General features: G+C 39.9%; 7 protein-coding genes and 1 rRNA gene (1 of these 8 running past the window's edge). 4 read left to right on the forward strand and 4 right to left on the reverse strand.

Annotated features, from left to right (window positions below; translation table 11 throughout):
* Positions 1 to 2604 (forward strand): 23S ribosomal RNA (locus R2R35_RS15695); it begins 297 nt to the left of the window's first position.
* Between the two features lie 727 nt (positions 2605 to 3331).
* On the opposite strand, the gene R2R35_RS15700 is transcribed toward R2R35_RS15695, so the two are convergent.
* The 3 genes from R2R35_RS15700 to R2R35_RS15710 all read right to left on the reverse strand — a co-directional run bounded on the left by R2R35_RS15700 (position 3332) and on the right by R2R35_RS15710 (position 6872).
* A complete protein-coding gene (locus R2R35_RS15700) occupies positions 3332 to 4282 on the reverse strand; it encodes a hypothetical protein (RefSeq protein WP_317730772.1) in 951 nt (316 codons plus the stop codon).
* Positions 4283 to 4801: 519 nt separating this feature from the next.
* The gene (locus R2R35_RS15705) at positions 4802 to 5917 is read right to left on the reverse strand and encodes a DUF58 domain-containing protein (RefSeq protein WP_317730773.1); all 1116 of its coding nucleotides are present in this window, start codon (positions 5915 to 5917) and stop codon (positions 4802 to 4804) included.
* A 4-nt stretch (positions 5918 to 5921) separates the two neighbouring features.
* Positions 5922 to 6872, reverse strand: a complete 951-nt coding sequence (locus R2R35_RS15710) for an AAA family ATPase (protein WP_317730774.1) — start codon at positions 6870 to 6872, stop codon at positions 5922 to 5924.
* A gap of 292 nt (positions 6873 to 7164) precedes the next feature.
* Here R2R35_RS15710 and R2R35_RS15715 point away from each other — a divergent pair, with 292 nt between their 5' ends.
* Complete coding sequence (locus tag R2R35_RS15715; protein WP_317730775.1) at positions 7165 to 7617, forward strand: zinc ribbon domain-containing protein; 453 nt, start codon at positions 7165 to 7167, stop codon at positions 7615 to 7617.
* A 299-nt stretch (positions 7618 to 7916) separates the two neighbouring features.
* Here the strand turns inward: R2R35_RS15715 and mgrA are convergent, their stop codons facing one another.
* Entirely contained in the window at positions 7917 to 8909 is a 993-nt protein-coding gene (mgrA, locus tag R2R35_RS15720; RefSeq protein ID WP_317730776.1) for an L-glyceraldehyde 3-phosphate reductase, read from the reverse strand.
* Between the two features lie 454 nt (positions 8910 to 9363).
* Between mgrA and gltX the strand changes: the two genes are divergently transcribed.
* Positions 9364 to 10827, forward strand: a complete 1464-nt coding sequence (gene gltX / locus R2R35_RS15725; RefSeq protein WP_317730777.1) for a glutamate--tRNA ligase — start codon at positions 9364 to 9366, stop codon at positions 10825 to 10827.
* A 4-nt stretch (positions 10828 to 10831) separates the two neighbouring features.
* Positions 10832 to 12847, forward strand: a complete 2016-nt coding sequence (locus tag R2R35_RS15730) for an ATP-dependent helicase (RefSeq protein ID WP_317730778.1) — start codon at positions 10832 to 10834, stop codon at positions 12845 to 12847.
* Positions 12848 to 13045 lie beyond the last annotated feature (198 nt).

A 13045-nucleotide genomic window follows, 5' to 3' on the forward strand; every position in this document is an offset into this window, starting at 1 on the left:
TGGACCGCAACAAGTGAGATGAAAGGTAGCAGAATGGTTTTGGGAAAGCCAGCCAAAGAGAGTGAAAGCCTCGTATGCGAAACCGGAAGTCAGCGAGCGGGATCCGAAGTACCACGAGACACGAGAAACCTTGTGGGAATTAGGGGGGACCACCCCCCAAGGCTAAATACTACTTAGTGACCGATAGTGCATAGTACTGTGAAGGAAAGGTGAAAAGAACCCCGGGAGGGGAGTGAAAGAGAACCTGAAACCCTGTGTTTACAAGCTGTGGAACACCTATTTACAGGTGAACCGCGTACTTTTTGTAGAACGGTCCGGCGAGTTACGTCGATTGGCAAGGTTAAGAACTAAAGGTTCGGAGCCGAAGGGAAACCAAGTCTGAATAGGGCGAATATAGTCAATCGGAGTAGACCCGAAACCGGGTGATCTACCCATGTCCAGGTTGAAGCTGCCGTAAAAGGCGGTGGAGGACCGAACACACATCCGTTGAAAAGGGTGGTGATGAGGTGTGGGTAGGGGAGAAATTCCAATCGAACCCGGAGATAGCTGGTTCTCCTCGAAATAGCTTTAGGGCTAGCCTTGGTTTAGTCTAATGGAGGTAGAGCACTGAATATCCTAGGGGGCGTCAAAGCTTACCGAAGATTATCAAACTCCGAATGCCATATAGATGATGACCAGGAGTCAGACTACACGAGATAAGTTGGGTAGTCAAAAGGGAAAAAGCCCAGACCACCAGCTAAGGTCCCAAAGTGCGTGTTAAGTGGAAAAGGATGTGGGATTTCGAAAACAACTAGGATGTTGGCTTAGAAGCAGCCACACATTAAAAGAGTGCGTAATAGCTCACTAGTCGAGAGGTCCTGCGCCGAAAATGTCCGGGGCTAAAACACGACACCGAAGCTGTGGATAGTAGTGAATACTACTGTGGTAGAGGAGCATTCTTAATACCGACGAAGCGATACCGTAAGGAGTCGTGGAGGGATAAGAAGAGAGAATGCCGGAATGAGTAGCGAGATGAAAGTGAGAATCTTTCAGGCCGAATATCTAAGGTTTCCAGAGTAAAGCTGATCTGCTCTGGGTAAGTCGGGACCTAAGGCGAGGTCGAAAGACGTAGTCGATGGACAACAGGTTGAAATTCCTGTACCTTATAAAAACAGAACTGTGGGGACGCAGAGACAAAGTCAGAGCCGGGTGAGGAATACCCGGTACAAGCGAGGTACCAGTGGAGCAGGAAAATCCGTTTCACAATGGGAAGACGTGATGTGGACCGAAATATAAGTAGGGAAGCTGATGGAGGCACTGCCAAGAAAAGCCGCTATTGTTTTTTATAAGCCCGTACCGTAAACCGACACAGGTGGATGAGGAGAGAATCCTAAGGCCGACGGGAGAAGCATTGTTAAGGAACTCGGCAAAATGACCCCGTAACTTCGGGAGAAGGGGTGCCTGTAGAAATACAGGCCGCAGAGAATTGGCCCAAGCAACTGTTTAGCAAAAACACAGGTCTATGCAAAACCGTAAGGTGAAGTATATGGGCTGACGCCTGCCCGGTGCTGGAAGGTTAAGGGGAGATGTTAGGAGCAATCCGAAGCGTTGAACTTAAGCCCCAGTAAACGGCGGCCGTAACTATAACGGTCCTAAGGTAGCGAAATTCCTTGTCGGGTAAGTTCCGACCCGCACGAAAGGCGTAATGATTTGGGCACTGTCTCGACAATGCACCCGGTGAAATTGAAATACCAGTGAAGATGCTGGTTACCTGCGCCAGGACGGAAAGACCCCATGGAGCTTTACTCTAGCTTGATACTGGGATTCGGTATTGCATGCACAGGATAGGTGGGAGGCTATGAAGCGGTGACTCCGGTTGCCGCAGAGCCGTTGTTGGGATACCACCCTTGCAGTACTGGGTTTCTAACATGTGCCCGTGATCCGGGCAGTGGACAATGTCAGGTGGGGAGTTTGACTGGGGCGGTCGCCTCCGAAAGGGTATCGGAGGCGCTCAAAGGTCCTCTCAGGATGGACGGAAACCATCCGCAGAGTGCAAAGGCATAAGAGGGCTTGACTGCGACACCGACGGGTGGAGCAGGTACGAAAGTAGGACTTAGTGATCCGGTGGTATAAAGTGGGATTGCCATCGCTCAACGGATAAAAGCTACCCTGGGGATAACAGGCTTATCACTCCCAAGAGTTCACATCGACGGAGTGGTTTGGCACCTCGATGTCGGCTCATCGCATCCTGGGGCTGTATTAGGTCCCAAGGGTTGGGCTGTTCGCCCATTAAAGCGGTACGCGAGCTGGGTTCAGAACGTCGTGAGACAGTTCGGTCCCTATCCGGCGCGGGCGTAGGATATTTGAGAGGAGCTGACCTTAGTACGAGAGGACCGGGTTGGACTGACCTCTGGTGTATCGGTTGCACTGCCAAGTGCATGGCCGAGTAGCCAAGTCGGGACGGGATAAACGCTGAAGGCATCTAAGCGTGAAGCCCCCCTTAAGATAAGATATCCCATGCGAATGCAGTAAGACCCCTGAAAGACGATCAGGTGGATAGGTTAGAGGTGGAAGTGCAGTAATGCATGCAGCTGACTAATACTAATAGGTCGAGGGCTTGACCTAAAGATTAGATGAAATCAAAAAAGTGTGTAGTTTTGAAGATACAAATCGAATGAAAGACTGTGAAGGCCTTATAAATAGAAGAACGACTTGTGGTTTAATGTTTTATAAACACACAAGTCGTTTTTATTTGCTCAGGATTATGTTTCTGTTATAAATATTTCTTAAAGTAAAAATTAAAAAATGATTAGTTTAAATATAAGATATATAAAATGTATGGAAAAAACAGTTGATTAACGTTCTTATAAATAAAGTAAAGATAAGAATTGAGTTAGCCACTTATGTAATAAAAAGTTGAGGATTTTTATTTATTTATCCACAAAAATATTGAAATAAAATACATTGATCCACAATCTGAGATGTTATATAAACAAGTATAATCGGCAGGACTGTAAAAATAAATAATAAGTACGTACATTTAACAAGAATATCGATGACTCTTAAAAATTTATTCATAGTAATTCATTGAGGTAGATTTATTCGTAAAATTCATTAAATTGATTTCATTAACTTGAACTCAATAAAGTGAATTCAATAAAGTAAATTCAATAAAGTAAATTCAATAAAGTAAATTCATTAACGTGAAGTCATGAAAGTAAATTTATTAAAGTGAACACATGAAAGTGAATTCATTATAATAAATTTATGAAGCAATATAGTATCAGTTGAATATATGAAAATTAGTGATAATAATCCAAGCCAGATTTAAAATTACAAAGTATGTGACGTTTCATCTGCTCTTATGAATAAGCTTTTTAATATGAATAAGATCCTCTTTATCGCATTCAGCTTTAGCATACCTTGCTTTCTCATAATAGTAAGCGATGGTTTCAGCATTACTTTTTTTGCTATCCTCCTCTAAATTCTTTTGTTTAAGAATATATTCTGCTAATTCCAAAGGAGTTGCTGAAACAACAGGCATAGAGGATTCTTTATTATTTGATACAACAGCTCTGCAAAAAGCTTTTCTTATTTTATCACTATAAGTCTGATTCCCAAGAAGGAAAAAACTCTTTTTACGGGCATGAAAACCATTTCCTTTAAGCTTTTCTTTTTTATCAAAAGGGGATATGAATTCCGTATTATCCCGTAAGAGATCCCTTTTACCCCGATAGAAAGCCTGATATAGCCTGTATACAGCATAAGACAGAAGCGCTAGTAAAGCGGCTATGGTTACGAAAGCGAGAAGTACTGTGAGTATTTTTTGTATATATTCCATCAGTGGTGACACCGCTGCAGGAGGTTCCTTAAACTCGTAATTCTCTAACGCAAAGTCTGGTTTCTCCTCATTTTGTGGTAACATATTATTATCAGAATTGCCAATAAAGGAAAATATCCATCGAAGGAAGGAGAGAACCCCATTTTTAAGAAGAGAAATGACATTTCCCAGAGGCAGGCTGGTAAAGCTTATCATAGAGATTATCACAACACCTAGAAAGAATAGGATAAAGGTATGATTGGCTGCTTTAATCTGGCGAAAAGGTACATTACTTGTTTCCTGCTGCAGGTTGAAGTATTGCTCAAAATTAATCAGATAACTGTTTATAAAATAAAGAACAATAAAGAACAATGTCATTTGAAATAAAAAAGTATTTAAATAGATAAGCTCTAACTGTGTGTTTATGATGATTAATGAAAGAAATACAAGTAGTAGTGAGGGACTACTATTTTTTCTGCGCAAATTTTCTTCTTTTAATCTTTGAACCAATCCAAATATAGTTACAAATAGTATATAAACTGAAAATAATATTTTGGTAAGCAGTGATGGGCTAACCCAAAACACTGTCGCTATAAGAGTAAGATGTATAAGGAGGAAGGACCAAATATGCTTTAGTCTATTTCTTATGATATAGGACAATAATAGCCCGGTAAATGGGATTAAGGCTAATATCCAAAGGTTTGACATTTGGAAAAAAAGTAATATCGTACCCATAATGGCATAAACAGCCATAAAAGACATCATATGGTTAAAAATGTCAATTACAACGTGATATATTCGATTATTCATCTGCTGCTCCATTCTACAGTATGTCTATGGTTCTATAAATATAGTATACAAAACAATAGCTATGTAAATTAATAGACGGTAAAGAAATAAAAGTATTGCAGTAGCGTGTATAGTTTAAAAGTATGAGTAGCTTATGAGCAAAATTAAAATAAAAATTAACATAGTTTTAAAGGTAATTACAATCTACACAGTTTAAATTTGGGACCAGATGATGGTATTGGCTTTTAGTTCATCAAAGATTATAGCAGTAATATCATTATTTTTAGGAAAAATCCAATGAAAATCAATTTTTGCGGCGGCCATTCTACATAATAAGGATTGGTAATCTTCTTTCTGATATGTTGAAATAAAGATAGCGTAATCATTTGTTCCGGTAAGACATTCGTTTTCCATATAATCTACAAAAGGAAAGGATTTTTTATTTGTATCCAGCAGGCTCAGCACCTTATTAATCGCATCCATGTGATGTATTCCTGAGCCCGGTTTTATGATTTCACAAGCTTCACCTCTTATAGTAAGACAATTGGTATGAAAGGAAACAGGGATACCCTGAGCCAGAAATCTCATGGAAAGACTCGCGGCCAGAGAGATGCTTTCTTCTTCCAGGCCTTCTTGTCTTAAGGTGGTTCCCTGTTCCAGATTCAACAATATCTTTACCTGAAAGGAAGAGGTGTAGTTATATGCATTTACCTGTAAATCACCAGTCTTTGAGGAAGCCTTCCAGTTGATGGATTTTAGTGCATCATAAGGCTGATATTCTCGGATACCTCTGAATTCAAAAGGGTCCTCATTGGTAAAACGTTTTGTTAATACCATTCCAAGCAGATTCTTAAACAAAGCATCCAGGTCTGGTACATCAAGAAGTTTTGGATATACATACAGGGAGATATTCTGGGACCAGTTCTTTACCATTTCAGTGGATATGAATAAATTAGAGCAAATAACATCCGCGCGATCAACAATGAAGTAACCGCGGTGCTTAACCTGAAAGGGTAGCTGCCTGGTCAGTCTTTGATACATCATAAGGGAGAGGATATCACTTCGGTAATAGTTATCAGTAATATTAGCATTTTCCAAATCTGGAAAGGCAAAGTACCTGGAGGTCCTAAATTTGACCTTTAGCAAAGGAAGAGGCAAAAGCTTGCGATTCGTTATAGTTTCTACCAGTGTAAGCTCTTCGCCGACTACAACCGTGTCCTTTGATAAGTGAAGCTCTACAGAAAGATTTTTATCCCAGAATTTACGGTAAAGGTATTTCTGGAGTATATAGATGAGATAAGCAGCTATAGCGGCGGCAACCAGCTCCATAACATTACCTCCCTTTAAAATCTTCCGTAGGAACAGGAACAGTATCTATAATACCTGTCAGCAGTTCTCTGGCGGCCTCAATTCTTTGGAAGGAAGTCTTTAATACCAGACGATGTGAGAGGACAAAAGGAGCAAGATACTGTATATATTCAGGAATGGCATAATCGAATCCCTTTAGAGCACTATAAGCCTGTATGGCTCTTAAGAAGGAAAGACTGCCTCTGGGGCTTACCCCTAGTGCAATGTCTTTATGATTTCTGGTTCGTTGAACCAGGTCAATTATATATTCCATTAAAGACGGGTGAACGTAAACCTTTTTGATTTCTTCCTGTAAGGAAAGCAGTTCTTCTTTTGTACATACGGGTAAGAGATTCTCGAGAGGAGAAGCATTCATAAAGCGGTTCAGTAATGCTATTTCCTCGGTCAGGGTTGGAAAACCCATGGAAAGTTGCATAAGAAAACGATCTAACTGAGCTTCCGGTAACGGAAAGGTACCTGCAGTTTCAACTGGATTCTGAGTGGCAATTACCAGGAAGGGTTTCTGCAAGAGATGGGTAACACCATCAAGGGTAATCTGCCTTTCCTCCATACACTCTAATAAGCTGGACTGTGTTCTGGGGGTGGCTCTGTTGATTTCATCTGCCAGCAGGATATTCGTTAATACTGGTCCTTCTCTGAACACAAAATCACCTTGCTTTTGATTGTAATAGTTGATACCTGTAATGTCTGATGGAAGAAGATCCGGTGTAAACTGAATTCTTTTGAAATCTGCTTTAAGAGATTTTGCCAGAGATTTGGCTAATACTGTCTTACCTGTACCGGGAACGTCCTCCAGCAATACATGTCCGTTGGCCAGGAGAGCCGTTAGAATCAGATCAATAACATTACTTTTACCGACAATCACTTTCTCAATATTTACTTTTATAGAATTAACTTTCTGTTGTAATTCTGACATTTTATAACCCCTTTTACATAAAATAATCATTGGTCTGGTTAGATTTAATTTATATATTACGTTCGTTTTATTGAGTTCAGATATAAAAAAGCCAATACAGAAAAATGGATATAGAAAGCTTTATATATGTAAACAACGAAAGACGATTTATTTAATAGTAACATAATGGAAATAAAATTCCAATCCTAATAATGAGCTTTTGTTTTCGATCTTCCTATGATATAATTGCAGTCAAGCTCACATATATAAAAATCGAGGAATTTTTATAACTGGTGAGAGAAAGGGTGATATTATGATATGTAAATCCTGTGGCAGAACGATAGATAATGAGAATTCAAATTTTTGCTTTTACTGCGGAACTTCTCTAAAAGAAGGGAGAGCAGATGATTTTGTATCAGGTCCTGTAACAGGGAGCCAGGAATATGATAAGAGCATAATGAACAGCACAGCTAAAGCGGAAGCAAAAGATGGAGAGAAGCCTTTGTCTATGCCCAATTGGCTTGGATCAATGTTGCTTCCATTTATTCCGATTATCGGAATAGTAGCATACATAATTATGCTGGTATATTGGGGGTTTGGCGGTAAAGCTCCTGAAAGTAAAAAGAACTGGGCACGGGCGAGTTTAATTGTATTTGCTGTTTCTCTTATATTGTTAGTATTTTATTTTAGCGCAGGGCTGCAGCAGTTAGAGGCATCAGGATTTGATGTCAACAGCTATATGCAGCAGTTTTTAGTAAATCCCTAAGTATGGCTCTGTCTGCCTTGTTTTTTTGCCTAGGTAATAAAAGATAAAGGAATATTAGAGGTTAAATTTAAAGGTATAGTTCTAGTGGGATATCGAAGGGTTTTAAATAATAAATTCTTTTGGGAAGCTCCATTGTAAAGTATTTTAAATAATTTATATCCCCTGTTTCTGTTTGTAAATCTGGTAATAATAAAACCGCTCAACGGCTATCTCTTCACTGACTGATACCCCAGGTATTTCAGGATATTTTACAGAAGTCCATTGAGCGGTTCTTGGAGTTATAGTTCTGTGTTCTTGTATTAATTTCCTAAGATATCATCAATCTTCTTCAATTCTTCATCTGTAAAAGAAAGATTCTTTAATGTACCTACATTTTCTACAATCTGAGATGCTTTGCTGGCTCCGATTAAAGCAGTAGTAATCTTACCTCTTCTGAGTACCCAGGCAAGAGCCATCTGGGCCATACTCTGTCCGCGCTCTTTTGCTATAAGATCCAGTTGCCTTACCTTATTAATCTTATCTTCTGTCACAGAATCTTCCTTTAGGAAAGGACTATTGGGGTCAGCTGCTCTGGAATCCTTTGGGATACTGCCAAGATATTTGTTGGTAAGAAGACCTTGTGCTAAGGGACAGAAAGCAATGCTTCCTACACCGTGCTCATCAAGTACCGGTGATAAATCCTCTTCAACCCAGCGATTGAACATACTGTAATTGGGCTGATGAATCAGAAGAGGGGTTCCAAGCTCTTTTAAGATCCTGACAGCTTTGTCTGTCTGCTCACCATTATAATTGGATACACCCACATAGAGGGCTTTGCCGGAACGTACAATATGGTCAAGTGCCATCATTGTCTCCTCAAGTGGAGTGTTGGGATCCGGTCTATGGTGGTAGAATATATCTACATAGTCCACTCCCAGTCTTTTAAGGCTCTGGTCAAGGCTGGAGATGAGATATTTTCTGCTGCCCCAGTCACCATAAGGACCCGGCCACATATAATAACCGGCTTTGGAGGAGATTAAGATTTCATCACGATAAGGCTTTAATTCATTTTTTAGAATCTTTCCGAAGTTTTCTTCCGCAGAACCTGGAACCGGACCATAATTATTTGCAAGGTCAAAATGAGTAATACCATTATCAAAAGCAGTTGTTACCAGGCTGACCATATTATCGTATACGTTAACGGAACCAAAATTATGCCATAATCCAAGGGAAAAGGCAGGAAGTTTAAGACCGCTGTTACCGCAGCGATTGTATACCATGGTCTCATAACGTTTTTCATTTGCTTGATACATATTCTATACACCTCGATTCTTAAGTTTAAAGGAGTTTAATCTAAATAAAAGGACACTCTCTTTTATAGAATCATATAACGGAAGCTTATGTATTTCAAGGTATTATATTATACTTAATTTATCAGTAGTATGATATTTTACATTGTTTATGGCTTGGAACTCCTGGCATATGTGAAGCAGCGTTACAGGATTGAGTAACAGGCAGATGAAAACACTAGCGTTATAAGCCTCTCGGATAAGAACCTATTCTTAGAAAGACATGGAAGAATTGTAATAAACAGTACGAAAAAGCCAGGAATCGTATTGACAGGGGCAGAATCATGTTTTATATTTAACATTACAATGTGCCTTTTATGGGCGGATATTGTCAGGTATCGATTATCAGACGAAGAATAAGTCAAAATACGTATAAACGGACAACCGTTTAAAAGGTAAGGAAAAGGAAGGAAACTATATGAATAAAGTAAGAACCAGATTTGCACCCAGCCCCACCGGAAGAATGCACGTGGGAAATTTAAGAACGGCCCTTTACGAGTATCTTATTGCCAAACATGAAGGAGGCGATTTTCTTCTTCGTATTGAAGATACAGATCAGGAGCGTTTTGTAGAAGGTGCAACGGAGATTATATATAATACTTTAAATAAAACAGGCCTCATACATGATGAAGGACCGGATAAGGATGGCGGCTGCGGTCCTTATGTACAGAGTGAGAGACAAGCCAGCGGAATCTATTTAAAATATGCAAAAGAGTTAATTGATAAAGGGGAGGCTTATTACTGCTTTTGTACCAAAGAGCGCTTAAGTACCTTGAAAAGTGTGGTTTCCGAGACAGAGGATAAAGAAATCATCAAATATGACAAACATTGCTTACACCTAAGCAAAGAAGAGATAGAAGCCAACCTGTCAGCAGGTATACCTTATGTTATTCGTCAGAACACGCCTGTGGAGGGAACAACTTCATTTACTGATGCAATTTACGGTGAGATTACTGTTGAGAATGCAGAGCTGGATGATATGATCCTTATGAAATCAGATGGTTACCCTACTTATAACTTTGCTAATGTAATCGATGATCACCTGATGAACATTACACATGTAGTAAGAGGAAATGAATATCTGTCTTCAACACCGAAATACACAAGACTCTACAATGCATTTGGCTGGGAAGAGCCGGTATATGTTCATTGCCCTCTGATTACAAATGAGGAGCATAAAAAGCTCTCCAAGAGAAGCGGACATTCTTCATTTGAAGATTTATTAGAGCAGGGTTTTGTAACGGAAGCAATTGTTAACTTTATAGCACTTCTTGGATGGAGCTCTGGTACCAATGAGGAGCTATTTACTTTAGATGAACTGATCAAGGAATTTGATTATACGCATATCAACAAGTCACCCGCTGTATTTGACATGGGCAAATTAAGATGGATGAATGGTGAGTATATTAAAAAGATGGAGATTGAGAAATATTACGAGCTTATTCTTCCGCATATCAGGGAAGTCGTGAAAAAGGATTATGACCTGAAGAAGATTGCCGAATTGGTTAAGACACGTATCGAGACACTTCTGGATGCAAAGGATATGATTGATTTCTTTGATGAGCTTCCGGATTATGACGTAGCTATGTATACCCATAAGAAGATGAAGACGGATACAGAAATCGCGCTGAATGTTTTAACAGAGCAGCTGCCGCTTTTAGAGGCGCTGGAGGAGTTCAAGATCGAAACCATTGAGAAGACGATTATGGCTTATATTGCAGAAAAAGGCATTAAGAACGGAACGGGTCTATGGCCTCTTCGTACTGCAGTATCCGGCAAGCAGTCTACGCCGGGAGGTGCCTACGAGATTGCTGAAATCCTTGGTAAAGAGGAGAGCTTAAGAAGAATCCGTATCGGTATTGAGAAATTAAGACAGGGTTAAGCCTATGGAAATAAATCAGTCGCAGCTTGCGGCAATCAGACACTATACCGGGCCCATGATGGTACTTGCAGGGCCCGGTTCCGGTAAAACACTGGTAATAACCAGAAGGGTACAGGAGCTAATTGAGCATTATGGAGTGAATCCGGCCAATATTCTGGTTATTACCTTTACAAAAGCAGCAGCAGAGGAAATGAAGGAAAGGTTCTTTAAACTCACCGGGCATAAGACGCCGGGTATATCTTTTGGAACCTTCCACTCTGTATTCTTTACCATACTTAAGTATGCCTACGGCTATAATGCCTCTAATATTATCAGAGAGGAACAGCGCTATGGCTTTATAAAGGAAATCATACATAACATGTCTCTTGAGGCACCGGATGAGAAGGAATTCTCAGAAGAGATCCTCTCAGAAATCAGCCTGGTGAAAGGTGAGAGGCTGAATCTGGAACATTATTATTCTGTAAACTGTTCTGAAGATAATTTTAAGAAGATCTACCAGGCATATGAGAGTAAACTGGCAGCTTCCAATCTCATAGATTTCGATGATATGCTGGTGTTATGTTTAGAGCTATTAACGCAGAGACCGGACATTCTAACATTGTGGCAGAATAAATACCAATATATCTTAATTGATGAATTCCAGGACATTAATAAAGTTCAATACGATGTAATCAGACTTCTGGCGGGGCAATTAAGCAATTTATTTATCGTTGGGGATGATGACCAGGCTATCTATCGTTTCCGTGGTGCAAAACCCGAGATAATGCTTAACTTTGAAAAAGATTACCCTGCTTGCCGGAGAATAGAGTTAAGATATAATTACCGCTGCGGCAGTAAGATTGTTCAATGTGCCTCGGCACTGATAAAGAATAATAACAAAAGGTATGAGAAGGAAATCAAATCCGCTACGGGAAAAGGCGGAGAGGTGGCTATCCGCTCCTTTGAGAACTTAAAAACGCAGAATCTTTCAGTGGTAGGGGAAATCTTGAAATACAATCAAGAGGGTATTCCCTATTCTCAGATTGCCGTATTGTTCCGAACGAATATTCAACCAAGGGCCCTGGTTGAGAAAATGATGGAATACAATATCCCTTTTCACATGAGGGACAGAATACCAAATCTTTATGAACACTGGATAGCTCAGGATATTATCGCTTATATCAAGTTGGCAGCAGGAGAACTGGAGCGAAGGCATTTTTTGCAGATTGCAAACAGGCCGAACCGTTATATAAGCAGAGAATGTATGAAGGAGCAGCAGATAGATTTCCTGATGCTTCGTAAGTTCTACGGGGATAAAGACTGGATGTTAGACCGTATCGATAAGCTTGAGTATGATTTGAATCTGATCCGGAATATGAATCCTTATGGAGCAGTTACTTATATCAGACGGGGTGTGGGGTATGAGGAATTCACTGCTGATTATGCCAGGCTAAGAAATCTTAAGTCCGAAGAATTAATTGAAATATTAGATGAATTGGCAGAGAGTGCAAAGAATTATGATACCTTTGACAGCTGGTTTCATCATATGGAAGAGTATAAAGAAGAACTTAAGGTAAAAGCCAGGGAAGCCAGAGAAAATAATACCGATATGGTAACACTTGCAACCATGCATAGTTCCAAGGGGCTTGAATATAAAGTAGTATTTATCATAGATGCCAATGAAAGCATTACACCCTACCGTAAAGCAGTATTAGAAGCAGACATGGAAGAGGAGAGAAGACTTTTTTATGTGGCGGCTACCAGAGCAATGGATTATCTTCATATATATTCCTCTAAAGAAAGATATAACAAGGAACTCACGATATCCAGATTTGTAGGTGAAATGCTCCTTGACCGTGATACGCTTACGCCAGGAACCCTCGTTGAGCATAAAACCTATGGTAAAGGTCAGATTACAGCCAGAGATGCCGGAAAGATCAGCATACACTTTGAAGAAAAAGCGGTTACCAAAACCATGAATTTGGATTACTGTATACAAAACAGATTATTATCCATACGTTCAGATTTGGAGAAAGCTTAAGTAAGAAATATGAAATGCAGCTTTATAAAGAATGCCTTACTGTCTCTGGTTAAGGGGAAACCTCAATTTGGGTTAATGCGGTAGTGTTCAGGTAACTAAAGCATATTTGCTGCTGAAGCAGCTCTTTCTCACGCTGTCTTACATCAATGTAAATTGCAGGTATTGGTATTAATTGTATTTGCTCAAGTAGTATCAGAA

Origin of the sequence: Anaerocolumna sp. AGMB13020 (assembly GCF_033100115.1) — a bacterium.
In the GTDB taxonomy this organism is placed as follows: Bacteria; Bacillota; Clostridia; order Lachnospirales; family Lachnospiraceae; genus Anaerocolumna.